14 protein-coding genes are annotated in these 19,098 nt (G+C 73.8%); 6 read left to right on the top strand and 8 right to left on the bottom strand.

Features of this window, described 5'->3' with window-relative positions:
• Nucleotides 1-27 precede the first annotated feature (27 nt).
• Nucleotides 28-720, bottom strand: a complete 693-nt coding sequence (locus ACRWNP_RS04080) for a GDSL-type esterase/lipase family protein (RefSeq protein ID WP_431959602.1) — start codon at nucleotides 718-720, stop codon at nucleotides 28-30.
• 252 nt (nucleotides 721-972) lie between these two features.
• Between ACRWNP_RS04080 and ACRWNP_RS04075 the strand changes: the two genes are divergently transcribed.
• Both ACRWNP_RS04075 and ACRWNP_RS04070 read left to right on the top strand, forming a co-directional pair.
• Nucleotides 973-1,578 (top strand): DsbA family protein, encoded by a 606-nt coding sequence (locus ACRWNP_RS04075; RefSeq protein WP_431959512.1) that lies wholly within the window; start codon nucleotides 973-975, stop codon nucleotides 1,576-1,578.
• A gap of 25 nt (nucleotides 1,579-1,603) precedes the next feature.
• Nucleotides 1,604-2,617, top strand: coding sequence for a hypothetical protein (locus tag ACRWNP_RS04070; protein WP_431959510.1), 1,014 nt, complete (start codon nucleotides 1,604-1,606; stop codon nucleotides 2,615-2,617).
• A 76-nt stretch (nucleotides 2,618-2,693) separates the two neighbouring features.
• Here the strand turns inward: ACRWNP_RS04070 and serC are convergent, their stop codons facing one another.
• Entirely contained in the window at nucleotides 2,694-3,812 is a 1,119-nt protein-coding gene (gene serC, locus ACRWNP_RS04065; protein ID WP_431959509.1) for a phosphoserine transaminase, read from the bottom strand.
• A gap of 86 nt (nucleotides 3,813-3,898) precedes the next feature.
• On the opposite strand from serC, the gene ACRWNP_RS04060 reads away from it, so the two are divergent.
• A complete protein-coding gene (locus ACRWNP_RS04060) occupies nucleotides 3,899-6,682 on the top strand; it encodes an FAD-binding and (Fe-S)-binding domain-containing protein (RefSeq protein WP_431959508.1) in 2,784 nt (927 codons plus the stop codon).
• Between the two features lie 28 nt (nucleotides 6,683-6,710).
• On the opposite strand, the gene ACRWNP_RS04055 is transcribed toward ACRWNP_RS04060, so the two are convergent.
• The 3 genes from ACRWNP_RS04055 to ACRWNP_RS04045 form a co-directional block, all read right to left on the bottom strand.
• Nucleotides 6,711-7,289 (bottom strand): Uma2 family endonuclease, encoded by a 579-nt coding sequence (locus ACRWNP_RS04055; protein WP_431959507.1) that lies wholly within the window; start codon nucleotides 7,287-7,289, stop codon nucleotides 6,711-6,713.
• 276 nt (nucleotides 7,290-7,565) lie between these two features.
• Entirely contained in the window at nucleotides 7,566-9,032 is a 1,467-nt protein-coding gene (locus tag ACRWNP_RS04050) for an MFS transporter (RefSeq protein ID WP_431959506.1), read from the bottom strand.
• A gap of 18 nt (nucleotides 9,033-9,050) precedes the next feature.
• Nucleotides 9,051-9,443 (bottom strand): MarR family winged helix-turn-helix transcriptional regulator, encoded by a 393-nt coding sequence (locus ACRWNP_RS04045; RefSeq protein ID WP_431959601.1) that lies wholly within the window; start codon nucleotides 9,441-9,443, stop codon nucleotides 9,051-9,053.
• A gap of 206 nt (nucleotides 9,444-9,649) precedes the next feature.
• Here ACRWNP_RS04045 and ACRWNP_RS04040 point away from each other — a divergent pair, with 206 nt between their 5' ends.
• Entirely contained in the window at nucleotides 9,650-9,859 is a 210-nt protein-coding gene (locus tag ACRWNP_RS04040; protein WP_431959505.1) for a ribbon-helix-helix protein, CopG family, read from the top strand.
• On the opposite strand, the gene ACRWNP_RS04035 is transcribed toward ACRWNP_RS04040, so the two are convergent.
• Nucleotides 9,829-11,289, bottom strand: coding sequence for an NCS2 family permease (locus tag ACRWNP_RS04035; RefSeq protein WP_431959504.1), 1,461 nt, complete (start codon nucleotides 11,287-11,289; stop codon nucleotides 9,829-9,831). The genes ACRWNP_RS04040 and ACRWNP_RS04035 overlap by 31 nt on opposite strands.
• Nucleotides 11,290-11,434: 145 nt before the next feature.
• Here ACRWNP_RS04035 and ACRWNP_RS04030 point away from each other — a divergent pair, with 145 nt between their 5' ends.
• Together ACRWNP_RS04030 and ACRWNP_RS04025 are read left to right on the top strand one after the other, a co-directional pair.
• A complete protein-coding gene (locus ACRWNP_RS04030) occupies nucleotides 11,435-11,719 on the top strand; it encodes a DUF2530 domain-containing protein (protein ID WP_431959503.1) in 285 nt (94 codons plus the stop codon).
• A gap of 187 nt (nucleotides 11,720-11,906) precedes the next feature.
• Complete coding sequence (locus ACRWNP_RS04025; RefSeq protein ID WP_431959502.1) at nucleotides 11,907-14,330, top strand: HAD-IC family P-type ATPase; 2,424 nt, start codon at nucleotides 11,907-11,909, stop codon at nucleotides 14,328-14,330.
• 34 nt (nucleotides 14,331-14,364) lie between these two features.
• On the opposite strand, the gene ACRWNP_RS04020 is transcribed toward ACRWNP_RS04025, so the two are convergent.
• Together ACRWNP_RS04020 and ACRWNP_RS04015 are read right to left on the bottom strand one after the other, a co-directional pair.
• On the bottom strand, nucleotides 14,365-15,201 hold the full coding sequence (locus ACRWNP_RS04020) for a calcium-binding protein (RefSeq protein WP_431959501.1): 837 nt from the start codon (nucleotides 15,199-15,201) through the stop codon (nucleotides 14,365-14,367).
• 150 nt (nucleotides 15,202-15,351) lie between these two features.
• Entirely contained in the window at nucleotides 15,352-18,522 is a 3,171-nt protein-coding gene (locus ACRWNP_RS04015) for a sacsin N-terminal ATP-binding-like domain-containing protein (RefSeq protein ID WP_431959600.1), read from the bottom strand.
• Nucleotides 18,523-19,098 lie beyond the last annotated feature (576 nt).

Raw genomic sequence — 19,098 nt, 5'->3', positions numbered from 1 at the left:
CAGCCAAGCCGTTGGAGTGCGCTCGAATCAAGCGGAGTTGCGGGGATGCCGGTACGGCGCCCCCAGGCCCCACGCCTGGTGCGCGGCATCGGCGAACGCGGCCGCCAGCCGGTGCTCCCCGCGGGCGTTGGGGTGGGTGCCGTCGTAGGTGTCCCGCGCGACGTCGTAGCCGGCCGGGCGGGAGGCCAGCAGCAGCGGCGAGACCGGGGTGCCCAGGTCGGCGACCGTCTTGGCCAGGCGGGTGTTGAACTCCTCGCACTGCGCGCCGAATCCGGGGTCCTGATCGCAGCGCGAGTTGGGTATGACGGGCAGCAGCACCGCGGCGACACCGGGGTTGGCCGCCCGCGCCCGCCCGATGAACAGCCGCACATTGGCCTCGGTCTGCTCGGGGTTGGTGTAGAAGCCGAGGTCGATCAGGCCGAGCGACACCAGCAGCACGTCGGGACGGTGCTCCCGCACCGCGCCCTCGATCAGCGGCGCCATGTGCAGCCACCCCTCGCCCCAGCCGGCCAGGTGGCGGCGCGCGCGGACGGGGAAGGCGGGGTCGGCGTAGCGCTGCGAGACGGCCGCGTCGGCCCCGGGGTCGTACAGCGCGGTCCGCGGGCCGACGATCTCGAAGTCCTCGCCCTCCGTCCCCAGCGACCGCAGGTGCTGCCACATCCGGTAGCGCCAGGTGTGCTCCCCCGCGCTGCCGATCGTCATGGAGTCGCCGACGAACATCCACGCCGTACGGCGTCCGAACGTGCGGCGGGGCCCGTCACCGGGGCCGGGGGGTGCACTGGACATGGAGGGGATCTTAGGGCCCGCAGGCCGTCGGCACGGCCCTGACCTCGGGTCCGGCGGTGTCGGCACCGTCACTGCCGGGGGCCGGGAACGCCGGGCGGGGCTGTGGCCGGTCCTGTGGATTGGCCCAGTGGCCGGGCGACCCAATGGCCCTGCTGAGGCAGCCGTTCCGTTCCTAGGGTGACGGGCATGACGCACTCGGTGGACTTCTACTTCGACCCCATCTGCCCCTTCGCCTGGATCACCTCCCGCTGGATCCTGGAGGTGGAGCGCGAACGCGAACTGCTCCTGCGCTTCCGGGTGATGAGCCTGTCCGTCCTCAACGAGGGCCGCGAGGGCCTGCCGGAGCGCTACGAGCGGCTGCTGAGCACCGGCTGGGGGCCGGTGCGGGTGTGCGTCGCCGCCGCGCGGCACCACGGGGAGCACGTGCTGCGGGAGCTGTACACGGCGCTCGGCACCCGGCTGCACGTACAGGACCGCCCGGCTTCCGACGAGGTGCTGCGCGAGGCGCTGGCCGAGGCGGGCCTGCCGCCGGAGCTGGCGGAGGCCGCCGGGAGCACCGCGTACGACGAGGAGCTGCGCAGGAGCCACCACGAGGGCATGGACCCGGTCGGGGAGGAGGTCGGCACGCCCACCCTGCACATCGACGGGGCCGCGTTCTTCGGTCCGGTCCTCACCTCGATCCCGCGCGGCGAGGAGGCGGCGCGGCTCTTCGACGGGGTGCGGGCGCTGGCCGGCCACCCCACCTTCTTCGAGCTGAAGCGCAGCCGCACCGGCGGCCTCGACTTCGCCTGAGCCGGCCACCTGGCAGGCTTGGCGCATGCGCCCACTGCTCGCCGCGGCCGCGGCCTCCGTCCTCGTCATGGGTCCCCTGATCGGCACCGCGTCCGCCGACGACGGGGAGTCCGTGGCCTTCACGATGCCGGACCCGCGGATCACCGAGTCGAGCGGCCTGGCCGCCAGCCGTCTCCACAAGGGCGTCTACTGGACCCACAACGACAGCGACGACGGCCCGTACGTCTACGCCGTCGACTCCGCCACGGGGAAGACGGTCGCCACCGTCACCCTGCGCGGCGTGGGCAGCCCGCGCGACGTCGAGGCGATCGCGATGGGCCCGGACGGCGCCCTGTACGTCGGCGACATCGGCGACAACCTCGACGGCTCCTGGCCGCACGTGTGGATCTACCGCTTCCCGGAGCCGAAGCGGCTGGCGGACCAAACGGTCACCGCGACCCAGTTCACCGTCACCTACGACGGCGGCCCGCGCAACGCCGAGGCGCTGATGGTCGACCCGAAGTCCGGGCGGGCGTACATCGCGAGCAAGAACGAGGACGGCGGCGGCCTCTACGAGGGCCCGGCCAAGCTCTCCGCGAGCGGCACCAACGTCTTCCGGCGCATCGCGGACATCCCGCTGTGGATCACCGACGGCGCCTTCTCCCCGGACGGCAGCCGGCTGGTGCTGCGCGGCTACTTCGGCGCCCTGATGTACCGCTGGGCCGACGGCACGGCGCGCCGGATCGACCAGATGCACGTGCCCCTGCAGCGGCAGGGGGAGTCCGTCGCCTTCACCCCGGACGGCCGGGCCCTGATGTACGGCAGCGAGGGCACCGGCAGCGAGGTCTGGCGCGTGCCGCTGAGCGGGGACGACCTGCCCGACGCGGCCCGCCGTGCGGCCTCCTCCCCCGGGACCTCGGGGACCTCCTCGGCGGACGCAACCGGTTCCGGTACGGACGAGCCCGGTTCGACGCGGCAGTTCGCGCTGGGCGCCGTCACCCTGGCCGCGGTCGCCGCGCTGCTGATGGGCGTGCGCCGGCTGCTGCGCCGGGAGCGCTGAGGCACCGCGGGAACGCCGACGGGCGGGGCGGTCGCCCCGCCCGTCGGCGGTGGTGCTGGCCCCGTGAGGCCCGGGATCAGAGCCGCTCGACGACGAAGTCGACGCAGGCGGTCAGGGCCTCGACGTCCGCCGGATCCACGGCCGGGAACATCGCGACGCGCAACTGGTTGCGGCCCAGCTTGCGGTACGGCTCGGTGTCGACGATGCCGCCCGCGCGCAGCACCTTGGCGATCGCCGCGGCGTCGACGTCCTCGTTGAAGTCGATCGTTCCGACGACCTGCGAGCGCTTGGCCGGGTCGGTGACGAACGGGGTGGCGTGCTTGGAGTCCTCGGCCCAGCCGTACAGCTTGCGGGAGGAGGCGGCGGTGCGGCCCACCGCCCAGTCGAGGCCGCCCTGGCCGTTGATCCACTCCAGCTGGTCGTTCAGCAGGAACAGGGTGGCGAGCGCCGGGGTGTTGTACGTCTGGTTCTTCTTCGAGTTGTCGATCGCGGTCGGCAGGTCGAAGAAGGCCGGGATGTGGCGGCCCGACGCGGCGATCCGCTCGGCGCGCTCCAGCGCGGCCGGGGAGAACACGGCGATCCACAGCCCGCCGTCGGCGGCGAAGGACTTCTGCGGGGCGAAGTAGTAGACGTCGGTCTCGGCGATGTCGACCGGCAGGCCTCCCGCGCCCGAGGTGGCGTCGACCAGGACGAGGGCCCCCTCGTCGGCGCCGGCGACGCGCCGCAGCGGCATCGCGACACCCGTGGAGGTCTCGTTGTGGGTGAAGGCGTAGACGTCCACACCCGCCTCGGCGGCGGCCTCGGGGTGCGAGCCCGGGTCGGCGGAGATCACGGTCGGCTCCTCCAGCCAGGGCGCCAGCTTGGCGGCCTTGGCGAACTTCGAGGAGAACTCGCCGAAGCTGAGGTGCTGCGACTTGCGCTCGATCAGTCCGTGGGTGGCGATGTCCCAGAAGGCGGTGGAGCCGCCGTTGCCGAGCACCACCTCGTAGCCCTCGGGGAGCGCGAACAGCTCGCGGATACCGTCCCGGACCCGGCCGACCAGGTCCTTCACCGGCGCCTGCCGGTGAGAGGTGCCCATCAGCGAGGTGCCGGTCGCGGCCAGCGCGCTGAGCGCCTCGGGTCGCACCTTGGAGGGGCCCGAACCGAATCGTCCGTCGGCGGGCTTGATGTCAGCGGGAATCTGGATCTCGGCCACGTTCGCAGCGTAATGCGTGACGACCCCGTCACGGGGCTCCGTTCCATCCGGTGAGACATGCGCCGCGGTGGGGCAGGCTGAGGGGCATGGCGGACGATCAGCGGCACGCACTGCGCCGCGACCTGGAGCGGGCCGTACGGGGCGAGGTCTCCTTCGACGCGCAGAGCAGGGCGCTGACCACGATGGACGCGTCCAACTACCGGCGCGTTCCGGTGGCCGTGGTCGCGCCGCACGACGCCGGCGACGTGGCCGCGGCGCTCGCCGTGTGCCGGGCGCACGGGGTGCCGGTGGTGCCGCGCGGCGGGGGCACGTCGATCGCCGGGCAGGCGACGGGCACCGGAGTCGTGCTCGACTTCACCCGGCACATGCACCGGATCGTGTCACTCAACCCCGAGGCGTTGACGGCCCGTGTGCAGCCGGGGGTCGTCCTGGACGACCTGCGGCGCGCCGCGGCCGCCCACGGACTGACCTTCGGCCCCGATCCGTCCACCCACAGCCGCTGCACCCTCGGCGGCATGATCGGCAACAACGCGTGCGGCCCGCACTCGGTCGCCTGGGGCACCACCGCCGACAACGTCAGGGCCCTGGAGTGCCTCACCTACGCCGGGGAACCGCTGCGCACCGCCGGGCCGCTCCGCGCCGACCTGCGGCAACTCGTCGACGACCACCTCGCCCTGCTGCGCACCGGCTACCCGCAGCGGCTCCCCCGCCGCATCTCCGGCTACGCCCTGGACGCCCTGCTCCCCGAACGCGGCCGGGACCTGGCCCGCGCCCTGACCGGCAGCGAGGGCACGCTCGCGGTGATCACGGAGGCCGAGGTCCGGCTGGTGCCCGCGCCACCGGTGCGCGTGCTGGTCGTCCTCGGCTACGCGGACGAGGGTGCCGCCGCCGACGCCGCGGGCGGGCTGCTGTCGTACGGCCCGCTGACGGTGGAGGGGATGGCCGCCGACCTGGTGGGCGGGAGGGCCCCTGGGCTGCTGCCCAGGGGCGGCGCGTGGCTCTTCGTCGAGATGCCCGGCACCGGTGAGGCGCAGGCGCTGCGGCGGCTCGCGGACGCGGTCGACTCGGTCGTCGTGACCGACCCGGTCGCGCAGCGCGCGCTGTGGCGGATCCGCGAGGAGGCCGCCGGGACCGCCACCCGGACGCCCGGGGGCGCGGAGGCCTGGCCGGGCTGGGAGGACTGCGCGGTGCCCCCGGCGCGGCTCGGCGCCTACCTGCGCGACTTCCGCGCGCTGCTGCGCGAGCACGGCCTGCACGGCACCCCGTACGGGCACTTCGGCGACGGCTGCATCCACGTACGCATCGATTTCGACCTGCTCGGCGCGGCCGGTGTGGCCCGCTTCCGGCGCTTCTCCGAGGACGTCGCGGACCTCGTCGTCGCGCACGGCGGCTCGCTGTCCGGGGAGCACGGCGACGGGCAGGCCCGCGCGGAGCTGCTGCCGAAAATGTACGGGGAGGAACTGGTCACGCTCTTCGGCCGGTTCAAGGACGCGCTGGACCCGGCGGGCGGCCTCAACCCCGGCATGCTCGTGCGGCCCGACCCCCTCGACACCCATCTGCGCTTCGCGGTCCTGCCGCGCCGGCCGGTCGACGTCGCCTTCGGCTACCCCCACGACGGCGGGGACTTCTCGGCGGCGGTGCGCCGCTGCGTCGGCGTCGCCAAGTGCCGTGACGCGGACGGAGGTCCGGAGGCGGGCGTCATGTGCCCCTCGTACCGGGTGACGCACGAGGAGCGGCACTCCACCCGCGGCCGGGCCCGCCTGCTGCACGAGATGCTCGCCGGCGAGATCGTCACCGGCGGCTGGCGCTCTCCCGAGGTCCTGGACGCCCTCGACCTGTGCCTGTCCTGCAAGGGCTGCCGCACGGACTGTCCGGTCGGCGTGGACATGGCCACCTACAAGGCGGAGTTCCTGCACCACCACTACCGGCGGCGGCCGCGGCCCGCCTCCCACTACCTGCTGGGCGGGCTGCCGACATGGCTGCGCGCGGCGGCCCCGGTCGCCGGGACCGTGAACGCCCTGACGCGGGGGGGACCGCTGGCGGCCCTGGCCAAGCGGGCGGCGGGCCTCGCGCCCGAGCGGGAACTGCCGCTGCCGGCCGAGGAGTCCCTGGTGCGCTGGTGGCGGCGGCAGGAGCCCACGCCGGAAACGGGGACGGACGCCGAGGCGGCGGCGACGGTGGTCCTGTGGCCGGACACCTTCACCGACCGCTTCTCCCCCGAGGTCGGCCGCGCCGCCGTACGCGTCCTCCAGGCGGCCGGGTTGCGGGTCGTGCTGCCGCCGGGGCGTGTGTGCTGCGGCCTGACCTGGGTCTCGACCGGCCGGCTCGACCGGGCCCGCCGGGTGATGCGCCGCACGGTGCGGCGGATGGCTCCGGTGGTGACCGCGGGTCATCCCGTCGTCGTGCTGGAGCCGAGCTGCGCGGCGGCGCTCCGCACCGACCTGCCCGAGCTCCTGGGCACCGACGAGGCCGCGGCCCTGGCGGGCTCCGTGCGCACCTTCGCGCAGGTGCTGGAGGAGGCGGCCCCCGGCTGGACGCCGCCGCGCCTCGACCGGGCCGTCACCGGCCAGACCCACTGCCACCAGCACGCGGTCCTCGGCGACGCCGCCGAGCGCCGGCTGCGGGCCCGCGCCGGGCTCAGCGGCACCCTGGCCTCCGGTTGCTGCGGTCTGGCCGGGAACTTCGGCTTCGAACGCGGCCATTACGAGGTCTCCGTCGCCTGCGCCGAGGACCGTCTCCTCCCCGCCGTCCGCGCCGCCCGCCCCGGCGCGGCCGTCCTCGCGGACGGCTTCTCCTGCCGCACCCAGCTCGCCCAGCTCGCCGGGGTGCGGGCCCGGCATCTCGCGGAGCTGCTCGCGGACGGGCTGTGAGGCGGCGGGCCACGGGACGGGCGGGGCCTCAGAAATCCGCGGTGTCCAGCTCCAGTCCGAACGGCTCCGGCAGCCGCAGCGGTGTGCCGAAGGGATGCGGGCCCTCCACCACCCGGTAGCCGAGCTCCCCCGGCTCCGCGTACAGGGTGCAGCTGCGCTCCTGCCGGCCGACGAGGAGGTACAGCGGGGCGCCGTACTCGGCGTAGCGGCGGCGTTTGACGAACCGGTCGGTGTCGCCGTTGGACTGCGAGGTGACCTCCACCACCAGCAGGGTCTGGTGGGGGACGAGAGCGTCGGCTTCCGCAAGGTCTTCCGGCACGACGGCCAGGTCCGGCACATACCAGTTGTCACTGCCGGGAAGGTCCAGGTTTCCCGAGCCCGAGAGGCAGCCCATTTTCTGTGCGACGGGGTCGATCTGCCGACGGATCATGGCCGCGGCCTTCTCATGCCCCCACGTGGGTGGCACCACTTGCTGGTTGAGCCCCTCGACGATCTGCACCCGGTCCCCCCCGTGGTGCCGGATCGCGAACTTGAGCGCGGCTTCCGGGTCGTCCGGCGCGTACGAGCCGGCGGCCGCCCGAGGCGCCCAGTGGGGCTGTGAGCTCATCGGTCCTCCAGGGGGCTCCACGCAAGCGACTGACGACAGCTCCGATTCTCACGCAGCCGACGCCCTCCCGGGCCACCCCGATCGCACATTCACTCGAAACGATGAAGCGGTCCCAAAACGACGCCGACGCCGGCGTCACGGCAGCAGCACGTGCCTCTCCCGCGAGGCGCCCGCCGTCCGGCTGGACCTGGACGCCGGCGACGCACCCGGCACCGGGTCGCCGTCGCCTGAGCGTCGGGCCGCCGCGCCGGCCGCCCGACGGGGCCGGGGCCGCGCTCAGGCCGCCACCGACTCCACCGGCTCCGGCTCCCGCGGCACCAGCTCGATCAGCTTGTGGTCCTTGCCGCGGTGCAGGTCGATCTTGAGCCGCAGCCCGCCCAGCCGGGCCAGGACGAGTCCGACGCAGACCGCCGCCGCCGCGGCGACCAGGCCGCCGGCCAGGAAGCCGGTCCGGGCACCGAAGACGTCGGTGACCCAGCCGACGAGCGGACCGCCCAGCGGAGTGCCGCCCACGAAGACCATCATGAACAGGCTCATGACGCGGCCGCGCATGGCGGGGTCGGTCGCCAGCTGGACGCTGGCGTTGGCGGTGGTGTTGAAGGTCAGGCCGAAGATGCCGATCGGCAGCATGAGCACCAGGAAGATCCAGTACGTCGGCGCCAGTGCCGCCACGGCCTCCAGCAGGCCGAACCCGAGGGCCGCGCCGACCAGCAGCCGCAGCCGGGTGCTGCCGCGCCGGGCCGCCAGCAGCGCGCCGACGACGGAGCCGACCGCGAGCACCGAGTTGAACAGGCCGTACATGCCGGCGTCGCCGTGGAAGACGTGGTCGGCGAAGGCGGTGAGCCAGATCGGGAAGTTGTAGGCGAAGGTGCCGATGAAGCCGACCAGCACGATGGGCCAGATCAGCTCCGGCCGCCCGGCGACGTAGCGCAGCCCCTCGCGCAGCTGGCCCTTGCCGCGCGGCGCGGTGGGCACCTCGTACAACTCGGACCGGCGCATGAGCAGCAGCCCGGCGAGCGGCGCCAGGAAGGACAGGCCGTTGAACAGGAACGCCCAGCCGCTGCCGACCGCGGTGATCAGCGCGCCCGCGACGGCGGGACCGATCAGGCGGGCGCTCTGGAAGTTGGCGGAGTTCAGGGAGACGGCGTTGCGGACGTCGGCCGGGCCGACCATCTCGACGACGAACGCCTGCCGGGTGGGGTTGTCGACGACGGTGACCACGCCGAGGCCGAAGGCGATGGCGTACACGTGCCAGACCTGGACGGCTCCGCTGAGGGTCAGGGCGGCGAGGGCGAGGCCCAGCAGGCCCATGGCGACCTGGGTGGCCAGCAGGATACGGCGCTTGGGGTAGCGGTCGGCGATGACGCCGCCGTAGAGCCCGAGGAGCAGCATGGGGAGGAACTGCAGCGCGGTCGTGATGCCCACGGCGAAGGAGGACCCGGTCAGGCTCAGCACCAGCCAGTCCTGCGCGATGCGGGACATCCAGGTGCCGGTGTTGGAGACGAGCGCGCCGCCGGCGAAGAGCCGGTAGTTGCGGTTGCGGAGCGAGCTGAACATACCGCCGGGCGCGGGCGTCGCGGCGGGGCGCCCGGGGCCGGGTGTCCCGGACGGTCCGGTGGCTCCCGCGGCGGCGTCGGCGCCCGCCGGGGTCGGCAGATCGGCCGGGTCGGCGGTACCGGCCGGGCCGGTCCGCTCAGGGATGTTCGGTTCGGGTGCGGCGTCTGATGCGGCTGCCGAACTCAATCCGGTCTCGCCTCCTCGTCATCGGGTCCTTGCGTCGGCGTGAGCGAGCTTCTCCAGGACGGGCGCCGCCTCGCGGAGCACGGCGCGTTCCTCCTCCGAGAGGGTGGAAAGGAGCTCGGCCAGGAACGCGTTGCGCCGCGCCCGGCTCTCCTCGAGCATCGCCTCCGCCTGCTCGGTCTGCCGGACGACGACCTGGCGCCGGTCGTCCGGGTGCGGGTCCCGGTGCACCAGGCCCTTGGATTCGAGCATGGCGACGATCCGCGTCATGGAGGGCGGCTGCACGTGCTCCTTGCGGGCCAGTTCCCCGGGGGTGGCGGACCCGCAGCGCGCGAGGGTGCCCAGCACGGACATCTCCGTCGGGCTGAGCGACTCGTCGACCCGGTGGTGGCGCAGTCGGCGGGAGAGCCGCATCACGGCACCGCGCAGCGTGTTCACCGCCACGCGGTCGTCCTCGGACAGTTCGGTCACGTTTGTTAGCCTAGCTCATTACTTATGCTAAGTAAAAATTGCCGCTGCGGTGCCGTGTCCAAACGCATTCGTCAAGGAAGTCACCCGTCCGGGTGAGTTCCGCCCCGAAAACGACGCATGCCCCGAGGAGCCCGCCGGACCCTTGGGCCATGGCTTCGAGAGTGCTCAGCATGCGCATGGACGGGGACCTGCTGGACCGTCTCCAGGCTCACGCCGCCAAACGCGGGATGAGCGTCCAGGACTACATCGTCCGGACGCTCATCCGCGATGACTTCGACGAACGGCTCAAGGCCTCCGTCGACGAGACCGAGCAGTTCTACACGGGCGGTTACGTCAGGCCCAGCGCCGGCATCAGGTAGTAGAAGGCGAAGACCGCCGACACCGCGTAGAGCGCGGGCGGTACCTCACGGCCGCGCCCCGCCACCAGCCGCAGCACACAGAAGGTGATGAACCCGATGCCGATGCCGTTGGTGATCGAGTAGGTGAACGGCATGAGCAGCATCGTCAGGAACGCCGGGACGGCGATCGTGAAGTCGCTCCAGTCGATCTCCCGCACGCTGCCCGCCATGATCAGGAAGCCCACCGCGACCAGCGCGGGGGTGGCCGCCTGGGCCGGGACCATCGTGGCCAGCGGCGCGAAGAACAGGGCGACCACGAAGAGCAGCCCGGTGGCGATCGAGGCGAGGCCGGTGCGCGCGCCCTCGCCGGCGCCGGCGGTGGACTCCGCGTAGCAGGTGTTGGCCGAGCAGGAGGCGAAGCCGCCCGCCGCGGTCGCGACGCCGTCGACCATCAGGACCCGGCTCATCCCGGGCAGGTCGCCCTTGGAGTCCAGCAGGTGCGCCTCGTCGGCGACACCAAGGATGGTGCCCATCGCGTCGAAGAAGCAGCTCAGCAGCACCGTGAAGACGAAGAGGACGCCGGTGAGGACACCGACCTCCTGGAAGCCGCCGAACAGGCTCACCTTGCCGATCAGCCCGAAGTCGGGGCTCGCGACCGGGTTGCCGGGCCACTGCGGGACGGTGAGGCCCCAGGCGGTGTCCTTGACGTTCGCCACCGCGTCCACGGCGAGCGCCAGGAGGGTCATCGCGACGATGCTGATCAGGATGGCGCCGGGCACCTTGCGGACGATCAGCCCGAGGGTCAGCAGCACACCGAGGATGAAGATCAGCACCGGCCAGCCGGTCAGATGGCCGCCCGCGCCCAGCTGCAGCGGAACGGTGGTGTGCGCGGCGTCCGGGATACGGGTCACGAAGCCGGAGTCGACCAGGCCGATCAGCACGATGAACAGGCCGATGCCGATGGCGATCGCCTTGCGCAGACCGAGCGGCACCGCGCTCATCACCCGCTCCCGCAGGCCCGTGGCGACGAGCACCATGATCGCGAGGCCGACGAGGACCACCATGCCCATCGCGTCCGGCCAGCTCATCTTCGGCGCGAGCTGCAGCGCGACGATGCTGTTCACGCCGAGGCCCGCGGCCAGCGCGATCGGCACGTTGCCGATGACGCCCATGAGCAGGGTGGTGAAGGCGGCGGTCACGACGGTCGCGGTGACCAGCTGGCCGCCGTCGAGGTGGTGGCCGTACTTGTCCGCGCCCGAGCTGAGGATGATCGGGTTCAGGACGATGATGTAGGCCATCGCGAAGAAGGTGGCCAGACCACCGCGGATCTCCCGGGGGACGGAGGACCCCCGCTCGGTGATCCGGAAGAACCGGTCGAGCGCGCCGGGGGCGGCCGCCGGGGGCGGGGTCGGGGAGCTGGGCACGACCTTGGCGGTGGTCGACGGGGACATGCGGGTCCTTGCGTGGGGGGGGTCTTTTGGAGGTTCCTACGACTGAAACCAGTCAGCCTCGGGCCGTTTCAGTATGAACATATGAGCGTCTTCAGCGCTATCTCCGCGCGTAGACCCCCGTGGGTCACTGGGTACGCTGTGCGGTATGAGCAGCAGCAGCCACAACAAGGGGACGGCCGGGTTGCGTGAGGCGCCGGCTCCTCTGGAGGCGAACGACGTCGCGACCGTCACCGTCGGGACGGTCATCTGGTTCGCGCTCTTCCTCGTCCAGCTCCCCTTCTACGGCTGGTACTCCGACCACGGCCACACCTGGTGGATCTGGACCTGCCTGGCCGGCGGGGGCCTCGGGCTCATCGGTCTGTGGTACGTGCGCGCCCGCCGGGACGCCATCGCGCGGGCCCGCGCCGCGCAGGCCGCCGGACAGGACTGAGCCGCGGGCCCCAGCGTCCGGCCCGCGTCGCCCCGCGCGTCCGGCCCGCGCGTCCGGCCCGCGCTTCCGGCCCGGGCGCAGAGGCCGGGTGGCCGCTACGCCCCCGGTCGTACGGCGCCCCGGAGATGTCCCCGAGAGCGGCCGCCCACCGCGCCCCCGGCGCCCGGCCCCACGTACCGTCGAAGCCATGACGGAACGCACGCAGCGGGAGGCGACCGGGGCGCGACCGGTGACGCGCGGGGGGCTGACCGCTGCCGAGGTGGCGGAGCGCGTCGCGCGGGGCGAGGTCAACGACGTCCCGGTGCGCTCCTCCCGCTCGCTGGCCGAAATCGTCCGCTCGAACGTCTTCACCCGCTTCAACGCGATCATCGGGGTGCTCTTCCTGATCATCCTGGTGGTCGGCCCGATCCAGGACGGCCTGTTCGGCTTCGTCATCATCGCCAACACCGGCATCGGCATCTTCCAGGAGTGGCGCGCCAAGAAGACCCTGGACGGGCTCGCCGTGATCGGGGAGGCGAAACCCACCGTCCGCCGCGACGGGGTCGCCACCCGGGTCCCCACCTCCGGGATCGTCCTCGGCGACCTCATCGAACTCGGGCCGGGGGACAAGGTGGTGGTCGACGGCGAGGTGGCCGAGGCCGACAGCCTGGAGGTCGACGAGTCGCTGCTCACCGGCGAGGCCGACCCGGTCGTCAAGCACCCCGGCGACCCCGTGATGTCCGGCAGCTTCGTGGTGGCGGGCGGCGGCGCCTTCACCGCGACCAAGGTCGGCCGGGAGGCCTACGCGGCGCAACTCGCCGAGGAGGCGAGCCGCTTCACCCTCGTCCACTCCGAACTGCGCAGCGGCATCAGCCAGATCCTCAAGTACGTCACCTGGATGATGGTCCCCACGGCCATCGGCCTGATCGTCAGCCAGCTCGTCCTGGAGGGCAACGACTGGCGCGAGGCGGTCCGCCGCATGGTCGGCGGCATCGTGCCGATGGTGCCCGAGGGGCTGGTCCTGCTCACCTCGGTGGCCTTCGCGATCGGCGTGATCCGGCTGGGCCGCAAGCAGTGCCTCGTCCAGGAGCTGCCCGCGATCGAGGGGCTGGCGAGGGTGGACGTGGTGTGCCTGGACAAGACCGGCACCCTTACCGAGGGCGGGATGGACGTCGCCGAGCTGCGGATGCTGGACAGTGTCCCGGAGACGTACGTACGGCAGGTGCTGGGCGCCGTCGGCTCCGCGGACCCGCGCCCCAACCCCACCCTGGCCGCGGTCGCCGCGGCCTTTCCCGCCCCGGACGGCGGCTGGCACGTCGTGGACGCGCTGCCCTTCTCCTCGGCCCGCAAGTACAGCGGCGCTGCCTTCACCGAACCGGACGGCGAACGCAGCGCCTGGCTGCTCGGCGCCCCCGATGTGCTGCTCCCCGCCGGCGACCGGGCGCTCGGCGAGATCGACGGCCTCAACGCCCAGGGCCTGCGGGTGCTGCTGCTCGCCCGGACGCGGGGGGACCTGGGCGACCCGGCGGTGGGCGCCTCCGCCACCCCGGCCGCGCTGGTCGTCCTGGAGCAGCGGCTGCGCCCCGACGCCGCCGACACCCTGCGCTACTTCGCCGACCAGGACGTGCGCGCCAAGGTCATCTCCGGCGACAACGCGGTCTCCGTCGGCGCCGTCGCCGGGAAGCTGGGGCTGCCCGGCGCCGAGCGGACGGTCGACGCCCGCAGACTGCCCGCCGAGCGCACGCAGATGGCGGCCGCCCTCGACCGGGGCACGGTCTTCGGCCGGGTCACCCCGCAGCAGAAGCGCGAGATGGTGGGCGCGCTCCAGTCCGGCGGCCACAACGTGGCGATGACCGGGGACGGCGTCAACGACGTCCTCGCCCTCAAGGACGCCGACATCGGCGTCGCCATGGGGTCCGGTTCCGAGGCGACCCGGGCGGTCGCGCAGATCGTGCTGCTCGACAACAGCTTCTCGGCGCTCCCGTCGGTCGTGGCCGAGGGCCGCCGGGTCATCGGCAACATCACCCGCGTCGCGACGCTCTTCCTCACCAAGACCGTCTACTCGGTGCTGCTCGCGCTCCTGGTGATCATCTGGCACGCGCCGTACCCGTTCCTCCCCCGGCATCTGACGCTGCTGTCCACGCTGACCATCGGCGTCCCCGCCTTCTTCCTCGCCCTGGCCCCCAACAAGGAGCGGGCCAAGCCGCACTTCGTGCGCCGGGTCATGCGCTACTCCCTGCCCGCCGGGGTGATCGCGGGCGTCGCCACCTTCGTGACGTACATGCTCGCCCGCCACCACTACCACGGCGCCGGCGCGCTGGAGGCGGAGACCAGCGCCGCGACGCTGACCCTCTTCCTGGTCGCGATGTGGGTGCTGGCGCTGGTCGCGCGTCCGTACACCTGGTGGCGGATCGGCCTGGTCCTCGCCATGGGCGCGGGATTCCTGATCGTCCTGGTCACCCCGTGGCTGCAGGAGTTCTTCGCCCTGCGCCTGGTCGGTACGCAGGGCCCTTGGACGGCCGTCGCCGTCGCGGTGACCGCGGCGGCGCTGCTGGAGCTGGTCTGGCGCCGCGTCGGCCGCATGGACGGCGGCGCCCCGCCGGGAAAGCAGGCGGCGCCGGACCCCCGCTGAGGGGACCCGGCGCCGCGAGGTGCCGCCGGCGTGGTTACTTCACGTCCACGAAGTCGCCCGCGGCGACGGCCTTGCCGGTCGTCGAGGTGCCGACGAAGTTGTAGCGCCAGTAGCCGTCGACGGACGCCTGCACGGTGGTCTTGAGGCCACCGGTGCTGTTGGACTTGACGGTCTTGACCGTCTTGTAGGTGCTGGTGCCCTTCTTGCGGAACTGCAGCTGCACCGACTGGTTGGTGTAGCCGTGGTACAGGTTGTCGTCCCAGTTCGCACGGCTCAGCTTGCCCGTGACGGTGATGGTCTTGCCCTTCCTCACCGGCTCGGGCGCGGCGTTGACCGTCACCTTCCCGGCCCGCTTGAAGCGCGCCGTGGTGTAGGCCTCGGCGGAGGTGTAGCCGCCGTCCGTGCCGAGGGCGTCCGCGTACACCTTCCAGCCGCCCGCCAGCGCGTTCCACAGGTAGCGCTTCACGTCGATGGACACGGTGACCTTGCAGGTCGAGACCGTGGGGTTGGTGGCGGAGACGGTGCAGGTGCCGTGGTCCGCCTCGGGGGCGAACACCTGGTCGTACTCCTCCAGGTTCGGCCCGTGCCAGAAGGCGGCCCAGCCGTCCTGGATGCCGGACGGGCTGCTCGCCGTCACCGTGAGGGTGACGGTCTTCGTGCCGGACGTTCCGAAGACGAGGTCGGAGCCGCCGCTGATCACGACCTTGGAGATCTCGGGGTTGACGATGTCCTCGGACGCCGCCGCCATCTTCTTGGCCTGCGGCGCGCGGTCGAAGGGGCTTGCCTTGCCGTCCGCCTGCGCGGACGGGACCGCGACGGCGGCCAGTGCCAGGGCGCCGCAAACGGCGGCCACAGTGGCGCGAATACGCATGATTGAGGATTCCCCACAGGAAAGGGACGCGCGTCGAACTCCCCCCGACGCCACGTCTCGAATGGTGAGAGGAGATTACGCGTGAGCAGCCGCCCAGGGAAATCCCTTTCACATGGCGTCCCAGTGTGACGACGGACACGCGCCCCCCACTCAGTCGAACCAGCGGTCGCGGGCCAACTCCTCCGTGCGCGTCGGGTCTTCCAGCAACGCGGCCACCTCGAAGCGGCGGTGCCAGGCGCCCGCCGCCCACGACAGGCCGGCGGCGACGCCCTCCAGCGTGGCGGCGTGCAGGGTGCCGTCGGTCCACCGCCAGTCGAGCTCGACGGTGCCGCCGTCGGGGGCCCTGACCAGGAGTTCCTCGTGCTCGATGTACGACAGCGGGGCGCCGGGCAGCAGCTCGCGGACCGCGTCCGCGACCTCGTGCGGCTCCCCGTCCGAGACGACCGGCGCGTCGAAGGCCTCGCTGAGCCGGCGCACCTGGAACAGCTCGGCCAGCGCCGCGGCGCGGACCGGCGGCACCGGGAGCAGGGGCAGGCCGGCGGTGAGCGGGAGCAGGTCGGGCGCGTCCGCGACGAGGGCTTCCCCGGCGTCGACCACGCGTGGATCGCGGCCGTCGACGACGGCCCGCAGCTCCTCGGGGAGGGTGACCTGCTCGGGGTCGAGGGTGGCCAGCTCGGAGTAGAGCTGGTGCAGCTGCGCCGGGGTCACCGTGGAGTCCGGGTCGGCGAGGCGGGCGACCAGTTCGGCGGCGCCGCCCGGCTCGTCCAGCAGGGCCGCGACGGAGGTGCGCACGCCCAGGGCGCGCAGCACCTGGTCGTCCACGGCCCCGGCCTCGGCGTCCTCGTACAGCCCGGCGAGCAGCGGGTCGCCGCCGGCCGCGCGCAGGCCGACCGGGCGGCGGCCGTCGAGGACCGGATGGTCACGCAGCCACCAGGCGGTGTAGGGCCGCACGGACTGGGTGGTGCCGTCGGGCAGCAGGACGCGCACTGGCTGGGTGACCGCGTCGCGCAGCGGTGGCACGGAGAGCATGGCCAGCGCCTGCGGCCAGGCATCGTCGTCCACGAGGTCGAGGTCGCGCACGGCGACGATCTCGGTGGCGACCGGCGGCACGTCGGTGTCCGGCAGCTGGTCCAGTACGTCCTCGCACCACACGTCGACCGCGTCGAGCAGCCCGGCGTCGTCCGGCTCGGCCCAGTCGCTCTCGCGCGGCTCCAGCTCGTCCGGGTCGAGCACCACGTCGGTGGCCCGGACCAGGGCGAAGGTGGCGAGCACGCCGACCGCGGTCAGCGGCTGCTCGCCCCAGCGGGCGGCCAGGTCCTCGTCGACGGAGCCGAGTTCCCCCTCCCGGATGACCTGCTCGAAGGCGCTGCCCGGCAGCACCAGTTCACCGGCCGGGGTGAGCTCCCCCTCGTCGTCGGTGAGGGCCAGGGCGGCCAGCCACGGCTCGTCGCCGGGGGCGAGGTTCGCGGCGCGGACCAGGCCCAGGACGACCTCGGCCAGCTCCTCCGCGTCCAGCGCGGGCGCGGCATCCGCCCCGACGCCGTCGTACCAGGCCTCGTCGGCGTCCAGGGACGCGGCCACGGCCGCGCGCACCTGCGGGGTGGTGAGGACGGCGCGGGGGGTCGCCGGGGTGGCGCCGAGCTTCTCCAGCAGCGGGTGCGCGGCCTCCGGGTCGGCCACCTTCAGGCCCAGCCGTGACAGCTCCGAGGCGGCGGGCAGCCCGGTGCTGACCGGGGCGGCCTCCTCGGCGTAGACGCTGTCCATCTCGGGCAGCGGAAGCAGCACCTGGCGCGGTCCGACCACCGTGCGGTGGTCGGCCAGCGGCACGGGCAGCCCGCTCAGCCGGTCCGGGTCGGTACCGGCCAGCGAGTCGTACAGGCGGTGCCACCACGCCGCGGGCCGCTCCACCCCGGCGAGCCGGTCGATCGCGTCGCCCAGCGGCAGCCGGGCGACCCCGAGGACGCGCAGTTCGGGGCGGCGCTCCAGCCCCGCGGGCAGCAGCGTCGGGAAGACCTCCGCCAGCACACCGACGGTCTCCGCGCCGGTGCCCTCGACGACCTCGGCCTCCACCGGGCGCAGCACGGGCGGGAGTTCGTCCTCCCCTGCCGTGTCCGTGACGTCGGCGGCGCGCGGCAGGAAGGCGGTGCGCGGCAGCCGCTCCAGCACGTGGCGGCGCAGTTCCGCGTCCAGCTCCCCCTTGCCGAGGGGGCCCGGCACGAGGTCCACGATGCCGGTGGTGACCGGCTGCCAGTCGGCCAGCAGCCGTACGTACAGCTCGGCCGCCCGCGCGACCAGGAAGTCGGTGAGGGCGCCGGGCGCGGCGTGGCGCCGGCTCGGGTCCAGCGGCAGCGAGGCGATGAGCAGCGCGGGCAGGCCCAGCGGCTCGTCCGTCGGTGTCGGGGCGTGCACGAAGGGCGCCGTCCGCGGCCGCTCGGGCGCGCCGTCCCGGCCCACCGGGACGGCCCACGTCACCGACCACACCGGCCGCAGCCGCTCCTCGACGGGGCGGTCGGCCAGCAGCGCCGCCTCCAGCGGGCCGGCGTCGCTCACGGTGCGCCAGCGGGTGCTGCCGCCCGCGCTGTCCGCGACGACGGTCAGCCCGTCCTCCTGACGCCGGGTCATGGTCCGTACGCCCTCCGGCGTCTCCACGACCACCTCGGCCAGGCCCGGCAGGGACAGCAGCAGCGCGTCGTCGATCGCGGCGAGCAGGCGCGCCGCGAGGTCCGCGGCGGCGCCGTCGCGCAGCGGCAGCACGACGCACGTGTCGTAGCCGTCCGGGGCCGTGCCCTCCGCGGGCAGCGGCAGCCGCAGCAGCGGTACGTGGCCGTCCCGGCGGCGCAGTTCGTCGGTGAGTCCCGGCGAGTGCCCGCCGGTCTCCCGCGCGAGGTCGCGGGCCTCCGCCAGCGACCAGCGGACGCCGCCGCTGCGGCTGAGGATCGCGGGCTCGTCGCTGACCGCGAGCACGGCGGAGAATCCGACGCCGAAGCGGCCGACGGCCAGGTCGCCCTGCTCGCGCTTGGCGCTGGCGCGCAGCGTCGACAGGGACTCCACGCCCACGGCGTCCAGGTGGGCCCCGGTGTTCGCGGCGGCGAGCACCCCCTCGCGCAGGGTCAGCCGCAGGCGGCCGGTCACCCCGGCGCGGGTCGCCGCGTCGGCGGCGTTCTGGGCCAGTTCGACGACGAGGCGGTCGCGGTAACCGCCGAGCGCGAGGTCCTCCTCCGCGTTGGCGTCCTCCCGGAACCGGGCGGGCGACGCGGCCCACGCGTCCAGCACGGCCCGCCGCAGCCGTGCGGTACCGAACGGATCTGCGCCCCGGTCCATCGCGGTCCCGCTCACGTCGTCTTCTCCCTCACGCGGTGTCGCATGCCCTGTGCGTGTGACGCTACCGCGTGCGCCCGGGACCCGGACGACGAGCAGTGGCCCCAAGCGCCCCCACGGCCGCGGGCACCCGGGCGACGGCCCGGTCGGAGCAACCCGGACGGGGCACGGGCGGAGCCCATGAGGCCCCACGGTGCGCCGGCCGGACCCGGGCGCGAGCGGGCCCTATGTGGCCCGGTGGCGCCCGGTCGCGGGGCGGCAGCCGTCAGGTGCGACCCGACTCCTCGACCGGGGTGACCGGCAACCGCCCCGAGGCACGCAGCGCAGCCCAGGCGGCCCGCCAGGAGCCCCGGCGTCCGGGCGGCAGCCCGGGGCCAGGACGCGCGGCGCAGCCCGGGACCAGGTGCGCAGCACACCCGCCCAGGGCGTAGGACGCCCACACCGGCACCGGCCCGGACGACGGGCCGACCAGCGCCGCACGCGCGGCTCGCCCGCCACCCCGGGCACGCGATCCGCGGGCGGCATCAGCGCAGCACGGGCCTGGGCGCGAGCGGATCTCACGTGGCCGGAGGCACACGG

The sequence above is a fragment of the Actinacidiphila sp. bgisy160 genome (genome assembly GCF_965342435.1).
Classification (GTDB): domain Bacteria; phylum Actinomycetota; class Actinomycetes; order Streptomycetales; family Streptomycetaceae; genus Actinacidiphila.
This window is presented reverse-complemented; position numbering and strand designations above follow the sequence as displayed.

Bases quoted from the DNA above. Each gene is read 5' to 3' on its own strand.
- ACRWNP_RS04080 (WP_431959602.1), bottom strand. From the start codon at position 720: ATGTTCGTCGGCGACTCCATGACGATCGGCAGCGCGGGGGAGCACACC.
- ACRWNP_RS04075 (WP_431959512.1), top strand. From the start codon at position 973: ATGACGCACTCGGTGGACTTCTACTTCGACCCCATCTGCCCCTTCGCC.
- ACRWNP_RS04070 (WP_431959510.1), top strand. From the start codon at position 1,604: ATGCGCCCACTGCTCGCCGCGGCCGCGGCCTCCGTCCTCGTCATGGGT.
- ACRWNP_RS04060 (WP_431959508.1), top strand. From the start codon at position 3,899: ATGGCGGACGATCAGCGGCACGCACTGCGCCGCGACCTGGAGCGGGCC.
- ACRWNP_RS04055 (WP_431959507.1), bottom strand. From the start codon at position 7,289: ATGAGCTCACAGCCCCACTGGGCGCCTCGGGCGGCCGCCGGCTCGTAC.
- ACRWNP_RS04045 (WP_431959601.1), bottom strand. From the start codon at position 9,443: ATGCGGCTCTCCCGCCGACTGCGCCACCACCGGGTCGACGAGTCGCTC.
- ACRWNP_RS04040 (WP_431959505.1), top strand. From the start codon at position 9,650: ATGGCTTCGAGAGTGCTCAGCATGCGCATGGACGGGGACCTGCTGGAC.
- ACRWNP_RS04035 (WP_431959504.1), bottom strand. From the start codon at position 11,289: ATGTCCCCGTCGACCACCGCCAAGGTCGTGCCCAGCTCCCCGACCCCG.
- ACRWNP_RS04030 (WP_431959503.1), top strand. From the start codon at position 11,435: ATGAGCAGCAGCAGCCACAACAAGGGGACGGCCGGGTTGCGTGAGGCG.
- ACRWNP_RS04025 (WP_431959502.1), top strand. From the start codon at position 11,907: ATGACGGAACGCACGCAGCGGGAGGCGACCGGGGCGCGACCGGTGACG.
- ACRWNP_RS04020 (WP_431959501.1), bottom strand. From the start codon at position 15,201: ATGCGTATTCGCGCCACTGTGGCCGCCGTTTGCGGCGCCCTGGCACTG.
- ACRWNP_RS04015 (WP_431959600.1), bottom strand. From the start codon at position 18,522: ATGGACCGGGGCGCAGATCCGTTCGGTACCGCACGGCTGCGGCGGGCC.